The sequence below is a fragment of the Fredinandcohnia onubensis genome, from assembly GCF_002734215.1.
Classification (GTDB): domain Bacteria; phylum Bacillota; class Bacilli; order Bacillales; family Bacillaceae_L; genus Ferdinandcohnia; species Ferdinandcohnia onubensis.
Map to the genome: position 1 here is coordinate 1 of NZ_NSEB01000007.1, position 16311 is coordinate 16311.

Annotated in this window: 16 protein-coding genes and 1 other annotated feature; of the genes, 3 read left to right on the forward strand and 13 right to left on the reverse strand. The window is 36.7% G+C overall.

Annotation, left to right across the window (positions count from 1 at the left end; translation table 11 throughout):
* The first annotated feature begins 279 nt into the window (after positions 1–279).
* Positions 280–456 carry a hypothetical protein gene (locus CKK03_RS23980; RefSeq protein ID WP_245864076.1) on the forward strand — a complete coding sequence of 59 codons (177 nt, stop codon included), beginning with the start codon at positions 280–282 and terminating at the stop codon, positions 454–456.
* A gap of 102 nt (positions 457–558) precedes the next feature.
* Here the strand turns inward: CKK03_RS23980 and pepF are convergent, their stop codons facing one another.
* From pepF to CKK03_RS09160, 5 genes are all read right to left on the reverse strand, one after another.
* The gene (gene pepF, locus CKK03_RS09140) at positions 559–2382 is read right to left on the reverse strand and encodes an oligoendopeptidase F (RefSeq protein ID WP_099362291.1); all 1824 of its coding nucleotides are present in this window, start codon (positions 2380–2382) and stop codon (positions 559–561) included.
* Positions 2383–2446: 64 nt separating this feature from the next.
* Positions 2447–3712, reverse strand: a complete 1266-nt coding sequence (locus tag CKK03_RS09145) for a competence protein CoiA (RefSeq protein WP_099362292.1) — start codon at positions 3710–3712, stop codon at positions 2447–2449.
* A gap of 130 nt (positions 3713–3842) precedes the next feature.
* Positions 3843–4511, reverse strand: coding sequence for an adaptor protein MecA (gene mecA, locus CKK03_RS09150; RefSeq protein ID WP_099362293.1), 669 nt, complete (start codon positions 4509–4511; stop codon positions 3843–3845).
* Positions 4512–4867: 356 nt separating this feature from the next.
* The gene (spxA, locus tag CKK03_RS09155; RefSeq protein ID WP_099362294.1) at positions 4868–5263 is read right to left on the reverse strand and encodes a transcriptional regulator SpxA; all 396 of its coding nucleotides are present in this window, start codon (positions 5261–5263) and stop codon (positions 4868–4870) included.
* 235 nt (positions 5264–5498) lie between these two features.
* Positions 5499–6074, reverse strand: coding sequence for a GNAT family N-acetyltransferase (locus CKK03_RS09160; protein WP_099362295.1), 576 nt, complete (start codon positions 6072–6074; stop codon positions 5499–5501).
* A gap of 146 nt (positions 6075–6220) precedes the next feature.
* On the opposite strand from CKK03_RS09160, the gene CKK03_RS09165 reads away from it, so the two are divergent.
* Positions 6221–6406 carry a hypothetical protein gene (locus CKK03_RS09165; RefSeq protein ID WP_099362296.1) on the forward strand — a complete coding sequence of 62 codons (186 nt, stop codon included), beginning with the start codon at positions 6221–6223 and terminating at the stop codon, positions 6404–6406.
* Positions 6407–6443: 37 nt separating this feature from the next.
* On the opposite strand, the gene CKK03_RS09170 is transcribed toward CKK03_RS09165, so the two are convergent.
* The 6 genes from CKK03_RS09170 to CKK03_RS09195 form a co-directional block, all read right to left on the reverse strand.
* A complete protein-coding gene (locus CKK03_RS09170; protein WP_099362297.1) occupies positions 6444–7649 on the reverse strand; it encodes a putative glycoside hydrolase in 1206 nt (401 codons plus the stop codon).
* 204 nt (positions 7650–7853) lie between these two features.
* Positions 7854–8792: an ABC transporter ATP-binding protein gene (locus CKK03_RS09175; RefSeq protein ID WP_099362605.1), complete on the reverse strand. Its 939-nt coding sequence runs from the start codon at positions 8790–8792 to the stop codon at positions 7854–7856.
* Positions 8793–8800: 8 nt separating this feature from the next.
* A complete protein-coding gene (locus CKK03_RS09180) occupies positions 8801–9850 on the reverse strand; it encodes an ABC transporter ATP-binding protein (protein WP_099362298.1) in 1050 nt (349 codons plus the stop codon).
* 12 nt (positions 9851–9862) lie between these two features.
* On the reverse strand, positions 9863–10780 hold the full coding sequence (locus CKK03_RS09185; RefSeq protein ID WP_099354202.1) for an ABC transporter permease: 918 nt from the start codon (positions 10778–10780) through the stop codon (positions 9863–9865).
* Positions 10781–10783: 3 nt separating this feature from the next.
* Entirely contained in the window at positions 10784–11719 is a 936-nt protein-coding gene (locus CKK03_RS09190) for an ABC transporter permease (protein ID WP_099362299.1), read from the reverse strand.
* Positions 11720–11826: 107 nt separating this feature from the next.
* Positions 11827–13464 (reverse strand): peptide ABC transporter substrate-binding protein, encoded by a 1638-nt coding sequence (locus CKK03_RS09195; protein WP_180271208.1) that lies wholly within the window; start codon positions 13462–13464, stop codon positions 11827–11829.
* A gap of 161 nt (positions 13465–13625) precedes the next feature.
* Positions 13626–13864: a binding site (T-box leader), on the forward strand.
* Between the two features lie 84 nt (positions 13865–13948).
* Here CKK03_RS09195 and trpS point away from each other — a divergent pair.
* Positions 13949–14938: a tryptophan--tRNA ligase gene (gene trpS / locus CKK03_RS09200; RefSeq protein WP_099362300.1), complete on the forward strand. Its 990-nt coding sequence runs from the start codon at positions 13949–13951 to the stop codon at positions 14936–14938.
* A gap of 183 nt (positions 14939–15121) precedes the next feature.
* Here the strand turns inward: trpS and CKK03_RS09205 are convergent, their stop codons facing one another.
* On the reverse strand, positions 15122–15871 hold the full coding sequence (locus CKK03_RS09205; protein WP_099362301.1) for a YjbA family protein: 750 nt from the start codon (positions 15869–15871) through the stop codon (positions 15122–15124).
* Between the two features lie 100 nt (positions 15872–15971).
* Positions 15972–16187, reverse strand: coding sequence for a YuzI family membrane protein (locus CKK03_RS09210; RefSeq protein ID WP_099362302.1), 216 nt, complete (start codon positions 16185–16187; stop codon positions 15972–15974).
* Positions 16188–16311 lie beyond the last annotated feature (124 nt).

Genomic DNA, 16311 nt, shown 5'->3' on the forward strand with positions numbered 1-16311 from the left:
TATAGACTGCACCCATGCCGGGCGCACACAAAAAAGACTTGGATCATTTGTCCAAGTCTTTTTTCTATTTCAATAAAGGGGATGGGAGAAATCTCACTTCAAACAAAGGGGTGTTGTTTGTGTGATTACTTCTTGAATACATAATAGCAAGATTGATAACCATTTTCAACTATTTGTACATTTTTTCACAAAGTTGTCAAATTCCCTATTCTTAAAACGCAAGCTTGGACATAGATATTAAAATAGATACTTACATTCACTTGTAAGGAGGACGTAATTATGAGGAAAATTGGACTGATAATCGGGGTGGTTATGATCATTCTCACCTTTGGACTAAACATATTAGGATTGATGAAATTAATTCCCCTTTACATTACGACCCCTCTTTTATTTCTTTCATTACTCGTGACACTTGTTATTTATAATCACCGAAATCGATTTAGGGGTTTTCACTAATAAGAGGGCATCCAAATAGATGCCCTCCTCTTTTTATTGTTCTAGGTCCAGGCTCCACCGGCTCTCTGGTCTAAGCCGTTAAGTGTGCACCTTGCGCATTTCTTATTGCTTCTCTAATAATTTTTCCATTTCAGTTAGTGTTGCTTCGAATACTTTACATGCTTCTTTAATCGGCTCTGCTGAATTCATGTCCACGCCTGCACTTTTAAGTACTTCGATTGGATAATTAGAGCTTCCCGCTTTAAGGAAGTTGTTAATATATCGTTCAACAGCAGGGTTGCCCTCTTCTAAAATTTGCTTACTTAAAGCAGTTGCAGCACTATAGCCTGTTGCATACTGGTATACGTAATAATTATAGTAGAAATGCGGAATTCGAGACCACTCTAAGCCGATTTCCTCATCTACCACAATATTTGTACCAAAGTATTTCTTATTTAACTCATAGTACATTTCAGTGAACAGATCTGGTGTTAATGCTACTCCCTCCTGGGCTTTCATATGAATCATATGTTCAAATTCTGCAAACATCGTCTGACGGAATACAGTTCCTCTAAAGCCTTCAAGCTGATGATTTAAAAGATATAATCGCTTTTGGTCATCATCAATCGTTTTTAATAAGTAATCTCCTAACAGTGCCTCATTACAAGTAGACGCAACCTCTGCTACAAAGATCGAATAATTTCCATATGTGTATGGTTGATTGTTTCTTGTGTAGTAACTGTGTACAGAGTGACCAAATTCATGAGCTAGCGTAAACAGATTGTTCACATTGTCTTGCCAGTTCATCAGGATATATGGATTTGTACCATATGCACCAGATGAATACGCTCCGCTTCGCTTGCCTTTGTTTTCTTGAACATCAACCCATCGATTATCAAAGCCTTCTTTTAGAACATTAATATAATCCTCACCAAGTGGAGCAAGCCCCTTAAGGATATAATCCTTTGCTTCCGCATAAGAAACTTCCATTTTCACGTCTTTCACTAATGGAGTGTAGAGGTCATACATATGCAACTCATCTACACCTAATGCTTTTTTACGTAAGTCCACGTAACGATGTAAAAGAGGCAGATTTTCATTAATTGTATTTACAAGATTATCATATACCGTTTCTGGAATATTATTGCTGCTTAGAGCTGCCTCGCGAGCTGATTTATAATTACGAATACGAGCATTAAAATTATCTTTCTTTACAGTACCACTTAATGTGCTACCAAAGGTATTTTTGAACTTTCCGTACGTGTCATAAACCGCTTTAAAAGCTTCTTCTCTTACACGTGGATCAGAGCTTTCAAGGAATCGAATATAACGACCATGTGTAATCTCTACCTCTTCACCGTTCTCATCTTTAATAGTCGGGAACGTTAGGTCAGCATTATTTAGCATTCCAAATGTGTTGCTTGAAGAGTCCATTACTTCATAAGCTTGTGCAAGCAAGGCTTCTTCTTTTGCGGATAAAACATGTGGTCGTTCACGATTAATATCGTTCAATGCATGCTCGTATACCTTCAACTCTTCTTTTTCAGCTAAAAAGGATTTAATTTTATCTTCGTCGACTGATAGAATTTCCGGCACGATAAAAGCGAGCGCACTTCCAACCTGTGTATACAAATTAGTTGCACGATCATATAAACCCTGATAAAACGAATTAGATGTATCTTGGTCATTACGCATATGTGCATATGTATAGAGTTTTCCTATTCGTAAGGAAATTGCATCTTGATAAGTTAACGCTTCATATAGCTGATCCGCAGATTCGCCGAGTTTTCCTTGGAATGCTTCAATTCCAGGGATCATCTCTTTTATTTCTTGAAATTCTTTTTCCCAATCTACATCTGATGCAAAAATATCTTCTAATCTCCAAGTATCCTGCTCAGCAATCTCATTACGATTCGGGAGCTTCTTTACAGTTGATTGTTCAGCCATTTTATAAACCTCCTATTTCCTATTCTTTAAAAAGTATTCGATATCCTATTGACTATCTCCTTTTTTAGAAGAAAAAGTTCAAGTTTTTTGAATTCAGTCCTCCACCAATATTAGGTTTTACCATTCCAACTTCTTCATTCTTTCCAACACTTTCCAAACTTTTCGAAAGGGCTTCATCCATGTTATAAGCATCCTCCAAATTAACCGGTATTTGAAATTCCCTTGTTTTTTGATACTTAGTCTGTGTAAGTTTTTTTAGTTTCCCAGCTTTCACGAGCAAATGCAGGTATTCCTCAACCGCAAGCGAATATTGGGTATGAAAAATCAACGGCAGATGTCTGACTGTTATATGTTTTGAAGCAATTCGCTTAGATATCACCTCCATGACCTTTGAAAAAAAGAAAGTATCCCCTACACGTAGTGGAAGCAATAAATCTAATACCATCCACATTTGCCAAATCATCGGTGGTGTATGGAACCAATAGGCTGAGCGGACAGGCAAACCAGCTTCAGCTGGCAAATGAGCTGGAGGTATTCGGTTTTGATAGAGGAAAGATAAAAATGATGCGATATGATTAGATGAGTATATGGAATAACTTGCTCTCCATTTATGTTTTTTTCTTACCCACAAACTTTGTAAGGTAATCGTAGTGTGGTTAGGTACGAGTAGCTTTGGAAAGGAATGCACATTTTCTTTATGGAATTGAATGGTACAAAAGGTTTCACTTGTTGTAAAAGGTTGAAGGTTGGATAGTTTTATAAATGTAGAGGTATCTGGGCAGTAGTAGAGAATGCTAGGCTGGAATGGTTGATTAAAAGAGGTTGCAAAAAGCCATTGAAAGGGTGAAAGTCGAACTGAGTAGGTGGACTGTCGTTTAAACCATTTTGCACCTAAAATCCAAATAGGTACGATACCTTTGTTCTTATAAGAGTCTGATCTTTTCTTAAACAAGGGGTAATCAATTTGGGAACATTGGTACTCGATTGCATACCGTTTGTCTTCTGTGGTCACTAATAGGTCAGGGCGTTGGGAAATTTCCGGTAAAAATGGTTCTAGCTGGACTTTATAGCCTTGTGCTTGAAACCAGCGATAGAGCTGCCGCTTGCCTTCTAGATGGTACTCAGACTCTGGCTCCGTTTTAACACTGCATTCTACTCCTTTTAAATGGGCGAAATGATGTGTTTTCTTCATCCCCGCTTTTAACTGAACTTTACTATGACATGCTGGACAAAGAAAGTTCTCATTGCTACGAAGTTTAAGTAAATCAGAGCGCTTCCAATTTTCTGCTAATGAAATATATTCTCCATTTTCACGTAATGCAACAAACACTCATGTCATCTCCTTACTTCTAATTTACTGCTCCTTAAAAATAGCATAGATACCCGTGCATGTACAATTACAAAATTTCGAATTTTTTACATAAAAAAAGCCGATTCCAAAAAATGAAATCGACTTTTACTTATAGTGAGAAGTATTTGACCATCTCAGTTAATGCATTCTCATTGATTATCTTTTTACCATACTCTTCAATTCTATGAATAGACAGTGCTGACTCATTCCCATACTCTAAGACTATGCTGAGCATATTCTCCAGTTCATCCTCAGTGTAGAGCTCCTCGTTAAATTCAATAAATAAGTAGTACTTATTTTCAAACGAGTACAAGGAATTGTTCAATCCATCTAGTTGAATCCGGTGTGCAAGAGAAATAACATCTTCAAAATCATTAAAGCGAATTAGAAATTGGAAGTTTTCTTCCTCAAATTCCTCAACAAAATCATTTTCTTCATACTTAGAATGAAATTGCTGATCCAGTAAAGATTCAATCTTTTCATCTACTGGAATCTTATCGTCACCAACAGGAAGTTCATATTTATTCCCATCTTTTGATAGCTGTGCGCGTGTTACAAGTACCTCTAACCCTTTTTCTAACGCCTGGACTTGGATCCATAGTGGACCATCAATCGTGAATTCTTCTTCTTGATGAATTTCATCCATCATTTCCCAGAAGAGCTCTTCGCTTCGTTCCCGGTTATACCATATTTCTTCACGTTCAAATCCGCGTTGCTCTATGTCATTATATGAAATATAGAATTTTACTGTATGTTCGTTGATTCTTTCGATTTCCATTACAGAACCTCTCCCTTCTTTGCTCAGATTTTGAAGGGACGTTATACCCCCGAGCCAGATGCTCTTTTATTCACTTTTCCCATATTGGTTGCAGAATAACCTATCCTAAAGAAAAAAGTCTATATCTTGTACTTCATTTTATGTTAAAAGATATGAGAATGGAAATAAAAAAGAGTAATTCGTAAAAAACAGTGATATTGCCCGGTTTTTATTGAAATTTATCATGAATGCGGTTAAGTTTTTTCGGGAAGTTACTGTTTTACGTATCATTATAATACGAAACACAAAAGAAAACGAGAAATATGTCCTAATAAATAAAAAAACTTCTACAGATGAACAGTAGAAGTTTCTTGTTGTTAGTTTACTAAGCGTTGTGCTTCTTTCAATTGGAAGGTACGAACTCTTCTTGGTAAAAACCTACGAATTTCGTCCTCATTGTATCCAACCTGAAGTCTCTTCTCATCGATGATAATTGGTCGGCGAAGAAGACCAGGGTTTTCTTGAATTAATTTGTATAAATCTTGAAGAGGCATTGTCTCAAGATTCACATTTAGTTTTTGGAATACTTTAGAACGAGTTGAGATGATCTCGTCTGTTCCATCTTCCGTCATACGTAAAATTTCTTTAATCTCTTCGATTGAAAGAGAATCAGAAATAATATTTCTTTCTTGATATGGAATTTGATTTTCCTCTAACCATGACTTCGCTTTACGGCATGAAGTACAGCTTGGAGAAGTATAAAGAGTAACCATTAACTTATCACTCCCTTAAAAAGTAGATTATTACTTAACAATCAGCATGATTGGTCATGGAAGTTTATGCTAAATTAAAATTAATTTAATTAAGTAATTTCTTTAATTATTATACCTTAAATTTTCTGAGAAAGATAGACAATTTTGAAGAAAACTTTAGATTGATTAACATGTTGATTCTCGTGCGGTTCTAAAAGAAAAGCAATAGGAAATACAGCTGCTATTGCTATTAAATTTACACATCTCTTAGGATATCACGATTATCATTCTTACTGTTAAATGATAATACTTCATTGACATCTTGGTAGGAATCCCCATAAAATTCTTTATCTTTGTACTTGTGAATCTCATCGTACGTTTTTCTCATCGCTTTGTAAATAAGTTCTTCGGACCCGTTCGTTGGAGACCAATATAGAATTTCCATTTGATTAAGCTCATTTGTTGCTAACGATTTACGTTCATAACCGATAGAAGTTGCGTGTTCAAAACCTTCTCTCTTATAGAACTTTAACCTTTTTTCAGTATCCGAGTCTTCATAATTGACGGGTTCCACTTCAAGAATAATCGGCTTTCCTTTTTTCTTTAATTTTTCAAGAAGTTTGTGGCCAAGCCCTTGCCCACGGGATTCTTTTGAAACGAAGAGATAGTCGATAAAAATAAAATGGTCAAGTTCAACATACATAAGGACATGATAGGGTCCTTCGTCTTTATGATAAATATCTCCTTTTTCTTTCAAGAGGGTTTCCATATGCTCTTTTGATTTCATTTCTTCAATTGGAAAATACTGATTTAGTTTCTCATACCAGTTCATACATCTGCTCCTTGTACTTTGATAGGACATCCTTAGTGTATGCAATGTTTTGGTTTTGTTTCTAAATTTAGATATTCCCTCTTTCTTTAAAACTAAACTTGGAATAGAATAGAAGTAAAGAAGCGTTTTCATTAAGGGGGATATTCATGGCAAGCTACATAATGGATTTAGGTCTAATTGCTATTTTAGTCATCGGTATTACTGCTTTGATGGGTGTTATCGCGAATGGCGTTGGGGAAAAAGTTTTTGGAGGTAAATCCGGTTCTGATATTGTAACCCGAGATTTAAATGTAAAAGCTGGTTGGAAAAACGTTGGTGGACGGAAAAAATAAATAAGATAAGCTGGCACAGTGAGTTGTGCCAGCTTTTTTATGGTGTATAGTCTACACCTTTTGTGTAGCTATTCCCAGCGTTCCAAAGTAGGAATTCATGAATGCCTTGGTCTTGCAATCCTTTTATTTGGGCTTCAATTTCATTTTTTCCATAAACCGTATAATTGCCTTTTCCAAGCCAGCTTGCTGTGAAGTCTTGAAGCCAAGGTCTTGAAACAGGTCTATTTTCAATTTGGTTTAGCTTATGATTTTCAACCTTTGCATATTCAGATACCAATCGATACGGTTCTAAGTCTGGACGGGGAATTCCAAAATAAGATGTCCAGTGACTCGGGTAAATCATAGATGAAATGACGTCAACATGCTCTGATATCTTCGTAAAATTTTGACCAATACCTGGTGCTTCAGGTAATGTTGCGGTATATCCGAAAATATCAACAGAAACCTTTACGTTATATGGCTCTAATTTTTCTTTTGCATATGCCACAAAATCCGTAACAGCGGCGACTCTCTTTTGGACGTTGTCAAGATCCACTTTTTCATACTCACCCATACTATAGGTTAATGAACTATCTCGTCTTTCAAACCCCTCTGGAAAGCGGACATAATCAAATTGAATCTCTTGGAACCCAAGTTTTGCTGCTTCAATTGCGATTCCTACATTATGGTCCCAAACTTCTTTTAAAAACGGATTAACAAAAGCTTCTCCACGCCCATTCTTCCATACTTTATCCCCATCTTTAAACGATAATTCTGGGCGTTGCTGCGCTAATACGGAATCCTTAAATACAACAACTCTCGCGATTGGATAAATCTGCTTTTCTTCAAGTTTTTTAAGCATTGCTGTTGGGTCTTTGATATAATCCTTACTAATTTTCTGATGGTTTGAGCCTTGTGGGGGTACGTAGGTTAGATATCCAAAGTCGTCCTTAACATCAATAACCATGGCATTAAGGTCCGTATTATCGATTAATTGGACAAGTTGTGAAAAACGGTCACCACCTGCTGAATGGGCAGTTACGTATACCCCTCTTATGGCATCAGGATATTCAAATTGAAAGCCAGAATTAAATTCGAAACGCGAAACCAACTCAGGTAATTCCTTTTTAGGCATAACCAATTTACTCGTTGGATGTGACTCCATTGCAAAATTTTCATTTTCTGCAGAGCTTGTTTGAGTAACAAAGAAAGTACCGAATACAACTATAATCATTACCCCAAATAAAGATATAAGCTTTTTCATAGCGTCCTCCTTCCTTTCCAATCTCTATAGTCATTTTAAATGAATCATCCAGAAAATAATACAAATATAGACAAAATTCTTAATAAATAAGGTATTTATTCAATTGTATGAGCAGTTTTGTCTATATATTTTAGTGTTCTTATAAACCTTACCGATATTAGTGGTAAATCTACTCAAAAAAAAAATGGCCCTTTAATAGGCCATTTAACTGTATTGCGATTTATATTCTTGATATTCTTTTTCCGAGCAAGCGACGAGATGTCCGGGTCGAATCTCACGTAGTTTGACTTCTTCGTTATCTGAATATCCATGTTCTTTCGGGTCATATTTGATTCTTTTTCGATTTCGTTCATAGTTTGGATCTGGCAATGGAATAGCAGACAACAAAGATTTTGTGTAGGGATGTATTGGGTTTGCATATAGATCACTGGCATCGGCAAGTTCAACAATTTTTCCGAAATACATTACACCAATTCTGTCACTAATATATTTTACCATCGACAAATCATGCGCAATAAATAAGTAAGTCAAGCCTTTATCTTCTTGGAGCTTTTTCATTAGGTTTACAACTTGAGCTTGAATGGAAACATCTAATGCAGAAATAGGTTCATCAGCAATAATAAAATCTGGTTTTACCGCAAGGGCACGCGCAATACCAATCCGTTGACGTTGTCCTCCAGAGAATTCATGTGGATACCGATTCGCATGCTCACGGTTAAGCCCTACTGTTTCAAGTAATGAATAAACCTGTTCCATACGCTCCGCATTATTTTTTGCGAGCCCGTGAATATCGATTCCTTCTGCGATTATATCAGCTACGGTCATTCTTGGGTTTAGTGAAGCATATGGATCTTGAAAAATCATTTGCATTTTCCGGTTAAACTTTTTCAATTCCTTACGCGATTTTCTTCCATGAACATTCTCTCCATTGAAAAAAACCTCTCCACCTGTGGCATTGTATAATCGTATAATGGTCCTTCCAGTGGTTGATTTACCACAACCAGACTCTCCAACCAGACCAAGTGTCTCACCTTTGTAAATATCAAAGGTAATTCCATCGACAGCTTTGACCATATTTGGTTTTCCAACATTAAAATATTGCTTTAAATTTTTAATTTCTACTAATTTTTGTTTTTCAGCCATTTCATTCATCATCCTTTCCTAAGCTTATCGGATGAGAAATTTTTCATACGTCGCTTTACAGCTTCAGGTGGTTCCACTTTAGGAGCATCAGGGTGAAGAAGCCAAGTCGCAGCATAATGTGTCTCAGAAACTTTAAACATGGGTGGTTCCTTTTCAAAGTCAATTTTCATTGCATACCGGTTTCTCGGCGCAAAAGCATCCCCTTTTGGAGGATTTGTCAGATCGGGTGGTGAACCGGGAATTGCCATAAGCTCTGTTTTTTCATCACTATCTAAACTTGGCATTGACGATAATAATCCCCAAGTATAAGGATGCTTAGGATTATAGAAAATTTCATCCACTGTACCCGTCTCAACGATTTTCCCAGCATACATGACCGCTACTCGATCTGCCACATTGGCAACCACACCTAAATCATGGGTGATAAAAATAATGGAGGTTTCCATTTTTTTTTGGAGGTCCTTCATTAATTCTAAAATTTGCGCTTGTATTGTAACATCCAATGCTGTGGTAGGTTCGTCTGCAATCAATAATTTCGGGTTAGAGGCTAACGCAATGGCAATCATCGCACGTTGTCTCATCCCCCCACTAAATTCATGTGGATATTGATTGACTCTCTTCTCTGGGCTAGGGATTCCAACAAGGCGAAGAAGCTCAATTGCACGGTCCTTTGCATTTCCCTTAGACATATTTTGATGCTTAATCAAAACCTCCATAATCTGCATACCAACCTTCATCGTTGGGTTGAGGGAGGTCATTGGGTCCTGAAAGATCATTCCGATATCCTTCCCACGAATCTTTTCCATTTCCTTATTGGTTTTTGGAACAAGATCTTCACCATCAAAAAGAATTTGACCATTGCTAATTTTTCCAGGTGGCATTGGAATAAGCTTCATGATTGTTTGTGAGGTTACACTTTTCCCTGACCCTGATTCGCCAACAATCGCAAGTGTTTCACCTTTATACAAATCAAAATTCACACCGCGAACTGCTTTGACTTCACCAGCATAGGTTTGAAAAGAGACTTCAAGGTCTTTAACTTCCAATAACTTTTCCATTTACTCACTCCCTTACTTGCGCAGCCTTGGGTCTAGTGCGTCACGCATTCCATCTCCAATTACGTTAAAAGCAAAAATTGTGATACAGATTAAGGTAGCAGGGAAAAACAAGCGCCATGGATAATATTCAAATGCAGGTAGTCCCTCAGAGGCCATTGTTCCCCAGCTGGCAAGTGGAACTTGAACACCTAATCCAAGATAACTTAGAAAAGATTCAGTGAAGATTGCATTCGGGATTGTTAACGTCATAGTTACCAAAATGGGTCCCATTGAATTAGGTATCAAATGTTTGAACATAATTCTTTTAACATCAGCTCCAAGGGTTTGTGCGGCAAGTACATATTCCTGATATTTTAATTGAAGAACTTGTCCCCTTACAATTCTTGCCATGTTGATCCATCCAGTAATCGTCATTGCAAGAATCATTGTCCCTAACCCTTGTTCGAGAATAACCATAAGTAAAATGACCAAAAGCAAATATGGGACGCCATATAAAATGTCAGCGACTCTCATCATGAATTCATCAACTCTACCGCCCATATAACCTGATATGCCACCCCATAATACACCAATCACAAGGTCAATAATTGCAGCTGCTAGTCCTATAAATAAAGAGATTCTCGCACCTTCCCACGTCCTTGTGAAAACATCTCTACCCAATTCATCTGTTCCAAACCAATGCACACTAGATGGTGCCTCATTCGCATGGGCAAGGTCTGTTGTCCGATAATCAAATTCCGTCATCATTGGTCCAAAAATCGCCATGAATAATAGGAGAACTAAAAGAACAATACCTACTATTGCCAGTTTATTTTTTTTAAATCTAGAGGTGACATCCTTCCAAAATGATAAACTAGGTTTGGAAATCTTTTCAGCTTCATTCTCGTTAATTGTTGCTGGTGCAAACATTTCCTTTGGAATATTCTGCATAAGTTACTCTCCTTTCTTCGCACCAGTTAGCTTAATGCGAGGATCAATAAATCCGTACAAAATATCAACAAGGAGAACAGAAATTAAGAGTAAGATACTATAAAAGACAGTAACTCCCATAATCACGGTGTAATCGCGATTGGTGATACTCGTTACAAATTCGTCCCCTAATCCAGGTATTCCAAAGATTTTTTCGATAACAAAACTACCTGTTAAGATCCCAGCCGTTAAAGGCCCCATATATGAAACAACAGGTAGCATTGCATTTCGAATCGTATGCTTCATGGTGATTGTACCTTTCGTTAATCCTTTTGCTCGAGCAGTTTTTATGTAATCGTTACTTAGTACCTCAAGCATACTTGAACGTGTTAATCGCGCTATAAAGGCCATTGGTGAGGATGATAATGCAATTGCAGGTAATATGGTATGCATAAATGATTCCCACCTCGCAACTGGAAATAGGTCAAGCTTAATGGCGAATATATATTGTAAAACCGTAGCTAAAATAAAGCTTGGAACAGATATACCAAAAACAGCAATAATCATAGCTGAATAGTCTTGCCATTTGTTATGATAAAGAGCAGCAATCACACCTAAAACAACACCAAAAGCAATCGCAATTAGAATAGCCTCAATCCCTAAAAAGAGAGAAATCGGAAATCCATTATTGATGATTTCATTAACGGTCATTGCTTTATATTTAAAGGATGGGCCAAAATCCCATCTTGCCACATCATATAAATAATCAAAATACTGCTTATACAATGGCTGATCTAAGCCGTAATGGGCATTTAGAGCTGCTTCAATCTCTGGAGGGACATCCTTCTCCTTTGTAAAGGGACCTCCCGGAGCTGCTTGCATTAAGAAAAATGTGGCGGTAACAATCAAGATAAGCGAAACGATCATATAGATTAATCTCTTAATTATATATTTTGCCACTTCGTACACCTCCCATTGCAATCACACATGGTTTTCAAAAAGCAAGGTATATAGGCCAACTATATACCTTACTTTTTTGTTCTTATTGGTGATTTCCTAGTTTGCGATTACTCAAAATAAGCCCACTTGTATTGAACATCTCCTAATGGAGAAATAACGACTCCTTTTAAGTTGTCATTTTGAACCCAGTTGTTTGTATAAAAATAGATTGGTGCAATTGGCATTTCATCGAGTACCAATTTTTCGGCATCTTTTAAAAGACCGAGTCGCTTTTCTTTATCAGTTTCTTTTGCGGCTTGTGCCAAAAGATTATTAAATGTTTCATTTGTCCAGCCTGTATCGTTATTTCCTTGTGGTACTGTAAAGATTTCAAGGAAGTTTACAGGATCGTTGAAATCAGCCAACCAGCCTGCACGACCAATTTGGAAATTTCCTTGGTCAATATTATCTAGATACACATTCCACTCAGCATTATTAAGAGTTACTTCAATCCCTAAAGCCTTTCTCCACATATCTTGAATGGCTTGGGCAACCTTTTGATGGCCTTCTGAGGTATTATAGGATAAAGCAATCTCTGGAAGTTCAGAAACGTCTGATAAGCCAAGTTCATCTAAAGCCTTTTGTAAATGTTCCTTTGCAGCATCCACATCATTATCCTTGAAATAGCCTTTCTCATTTTCCTTCAGGATGGCAGACGGAACGAGAGCCATCGCTGGAATTTGTCCACCCTGGGTAACATTTTCAACAATTGCTTTACGATTGATTGAATAACTTAGAGCTTTTCGAAGATTTTCATTTTGAAACGGCTCTTTATTAATATTAAATTTAAACCAATACGTACCCGCAATCGGGCTCTTTTGTAAAGTGCCTTCTTTTTCTAAAGTTGGAATAACATCTGTTGGCAATGATGATGTTGGTGCACCAGCCCAATCAAGTTCACCCTTTTTGAAGCTTTGGTATTCAGTATTCGGATCGTTAATCATGTCCATTGTAATTTTTTCGAGTTTCACTGAATCTGCATCCCAATAGTCTTTGTTCTTTTCAAGAGTAATGGTCGATGATTTATCCGCAATGACAAAAGGTCCATTTGAGACATATGATTCATCTACCCGATTCGCCCAGTCAGGATTATCCTTCGCAATTTTACTATTAACAGGGTAATAGGTATAAAAAGCTGTTAATTCTAAGAAATAAGCTGTCGGATTCGTTAGTTTTACTTCGAGAGTTTTATCATCAATCGCTTTTATTCCCACATTCTCCATTTTCTCAATCGAGATATCTGGGGTATCGTACGCGTCCTTTGCGCCTTCAATATAATTGTATATTTGTGACGCATAGTCTGATTGATTTGCAGGAACCAATACCCACTTCCAAGCATATTCAAAATCGTGAGCCGTAACAGGATCACCATTCGACCATTTGGCATCACGGATTGTAAAAGTATAGGTTTTTCCATCCTCTGAAACATCAATCTTTTCCGCCATAGCCTCTTCAGCTTCTCCATTTTTATTAATGCGAGTTAAACCTTCAAAAGCATGGTTGAGAACTACACCTGAAGTGGAGTCAGTTGCCAGACCAGGGTGTAAAGTTGGTGGTTCAGAACTTATATTGATTCGTAGTTCTTGCTTTGGACCTTTCCCCTCTGCTCCTCCTCCTTCCTCATTTCCATTATCAAATGTCCCACAGGCTGATAGAACAAGAATACTTGCAAAAAGTATGCTTAATAGCCTCGATATTTTTTTCAAATAGATGACCTCCCAATATGTAATTTCCTTTTTTTGTTTCAAAAGATATACGCTACTTATGTTGTTTCAAAACGTACTATCTTATGCGCATATGGGCCTTAAGATTTTAGCGAGAATACTTGCATTTCATGAGGAAAAGATTATAATAAAAATAATATTAATAACGGGCTATGAAGAAGAGTAGTACATATGTGGACATTAATTAAGAGGTCGTTACCTCTTTCAGAGAGTCTGTGGTTGGTGTGAACAGATAGTGGAGCATATGGAATGGACTCCTGAGCATCTTTGCTGAAAAATGAAGTAGGCTAAGACGCATTCCTTACGTTACAAGGAAACGAGAGATTTTACCTATATGGGTAAAATAACTAGGGTGGCAACGCGGAAACCATTCGTCCCTAACATTAATTTGTTAGGGATGGATGGTTTTTTATTTTGCCTTATACTACTCATACTTTATACCGGTTATTTAAAGGAGAGAAATAACATGCAAACTATTTTTTCAGGTATTCAACCAAGTGGTTCAGTAACATTAGGTAACTACATTGGGGCAATGAAACAATTTATTGAATTGCAAAATGAATATAATTGCTTCTATTGTATTGTTGACCAACATGCGATTACTGTTCCACAAGACGCTCAAGAATTACGAAAGAACATCAAGAGCTTAGCAGCACTTTATCTTGCAATTGGACTTGATCCGGAAAAAGCAACATTATTCATACAGTCAGAGGTTCCAGCACATGCTCAAGCAGGTTGGATGTTACAATGTGTTTCTTATATAGGTGAACTCGAAAGAATGACTCAATTTAAAGATAAGTCCCAAGGAAAAGAAGCTGTTGTGGCTGGTTTATTAACATATCCACCGCTAATGGCTGGAGACATTCTTCTTTATAATGCAGACCTTGTTCCAGTAGGTGAAGACCAAAAGCAACATATTGAACTCACACGAGACCTGGCAGAAAGATTCAACAAAAAGTATCGTGAAATCTTTACAATACCTGAAGCAAGAATTCCAAAAGAAGGCGCAAGAATTATGTCCTTACAGGATCCAACTAAGAAAATGAGTAAATCTGATCCAAATCCAAAAGCATATATTGCCCTACTTGATGACCCAAAACAAATTGAAAAGAAAATAAAAAGTGCTGTAACAGATTCAGAGGGTATTGTAAAATTTGATAAGGAAAATAAACCTGGTATTTCTAATTTGCTTACTATCTATTCAAATTTCAGCAATAAAACCATTGAGGAAATCGAAGCATTATATGAAGGAAAAGGTTATGGAGAATTCAAAGCAGACCTTGCAGATGTCGTATTAAGCGAGATTCGCCCAATACAAGAACGATACAATGAAATCTTCAACTCACCAAAATTGGACGAAATCCTTGATTCTGGTGCTGAAAAAGCCAATAGAGTTGCAAGTAAAACCGTAAAAAAGATGGAAAATGCCATGGGACTTGGAAGAAAGAGAAAATAACGAAGAAGCTTTTCAAATTTTGAGCTATCGGCCATTAAATCGAGTTATTGGCCATAAATACAGATTATCGGCAATAAAAGTTTTTTAATGGCCATAAAAATTAGTTATCGACAATAACTTCCAGTTTTTTGATATCTGAACCAAAAGAAAAAAGGATTTGTTAAAGAACAAATCCTTTTTCATTTACACTTTTGATTCATGTTCAATTTCCCAAAGTTTTTCAAAAAATGGTTGACCTTTAATCAAGTTTTCACATAGTTGTACATGTTTGCTTGTCCAACCGTTTCTCGTTTCTTCATAGAGGTTTTGCCAAACTTCTTCAAATTGCATTTCTTGAATTTCTTGGTATTTCGAAGGATTCCACTCCGTATACCAATACCTTATCTCTGCCACATTTTTCGTTGATGCTAACTGATCTAACGCCATAAATAATAGCTGCTTTAACTGTCTTTCCTTTCGGGTTAGACCCGCCATTTCAAATGGCGATGGAGATAAAATGTGATGTTCCTTATCCTTTATGATATCCTTACTATCAAAGGTATAAGGAATTGCTTCATGGCCATTCACCATCTCATAAACGAGTTGTTCCTGTCGAGGAATTAATCGACTTTTTCGAATTGGGATATTATAACCTATTGTGTCTACTGCGATAATCCCTTGACCATCTGTCACAACGAAGCAATAATCTTGCTGAATTCGTTCATGATTTTTACGAACATACGCTTTTTGGTAAACATCCATAAGTAGTTGTTGTGGTAGTTCCATTAAATCATTCTCAATGTAGTTAAACAAAGGTGACTCAATTTTTAGCAAAGGTACCTGGTCTAACAGTTCAACACTATCTTCCTTGCGCCATTCATGGAAGTGACAAACGTTGTAACCATTTTCTTCACCTTCAAACCAATTTACCCAAATATCATGAAGAAACAACATTTTTTACCCCTCACTTCAAAGCTGTTTGTCAACAGTATAGGCAGAAGGAGAAAGTTTTATTCCAAAATATTCATGTATTGTTAGAAAATACATGCAAAAATCAATCCTTTTTTGAGGATACAAAAGGAAAATAAATACTTATCCAAACCATTGCTAAACCGACTACGATTAAATAACACTCGATTCTCTTACTAATAAATAGTAGAAATTCAATAAAGGTGAATCCTGTCGTTGTTAAATTTAAATATGCAATTGTAGTAATTCCACCGCTAACAGCCAGTCCAAATCCAACTAAAAATAAAAATGCTCTACCCACCCGTATACCTAACGACTTCGATTGGGAAATAATGGGTTATCAAACCAATCACCTGCTTGTTCCAAGATTCTTATTACAATCTATGGTACAAGCTCTCAAAACATGACAATAACACTAGTACATA

Bases quoted from the DNA above. Each gene is read 5' to 3' on its own strand.
- CKK03_RS09175 (WP_099362605.1), bottom strand. From the start codon at position 8,792: ATGGCTGAAAAACAAAAATTAGTAGAAATTAAAAATTTAAAGCAATAT.
- CKK03_RS09180 (WP_099362298.1), bottom strand. From the start codon at position 9,850: ATGGAAAAGTTATTGGAAGTTAAAGACCTTGAAGTCTCTTTTCAAACC.
- mecA (WP_099362293.1), bottom strand. From the start codon at position 4,511: ATGGAAATCGAAAGAATCAACGAACATACAGTAAAATTCTATATTTCA.
- CKK03_RS23980 (WP_245864076.1), top strand. From the start codon at position 280: ATGAGGAAAATTGGACTGATAATCGGGGTGGTTATGATCATTCTCACC.
- CKK03_RS09160 (WP_099362295.1), bottom strand. From the start codon at position 6,074: ATGAACTGGTATGAGAAACTAAATCAGTATTTTCCAATTGAAGAAATG.
- pepF (WP_099362291.1), bottom strand. From the start codon at position 2,382: ATGGCTGAACAATCAACTGTAAAGAAGCTCCCGAATCGTAATGAGATT.
- spxA (WP_099362294.1), bottom strand. From the start codon at position 5,263: ATGGTTACTCTTTATACTTCTCCAAGCTGTACTTCATGCCGTAAAGCG.
- CKK03_RS09185 (WP_099354202.1), bottom strand. From the start codon at position 10,780: ATGCAGAATATTCCAAAGGAAATGTTTGCACCAGCAACAATTAACGAG.
- CKK03_RS09170 (WP_099362297.1), bottom strand. From the start codon at position 7,649: ATGAAAAAGCTTATATCTTTATTTGGGGTAATGATTATAGTTGTATTC.
- trpS (WP_099362300.1), top strand. From the start codon at position 13,949: ATGCAAACTATTTTTTCAGGTATTCAACCAAGTGGTTCAGTAACATTA.
- CKK03_RS09165 (WP_099362296.1), top strand. From the start codon at position 6,221: ATGGCAAGCTACATAATGGATTTAGGTCTAATTGCTATTTTAGTCATC.
- CKK03_RS09205 (WP_099362301.1), bottom strand. From the start codon at position 15,871: ATGTTGTTTCTTCATGATATTTGGGTAAATTGGTTTGAAGGTGAAGAA.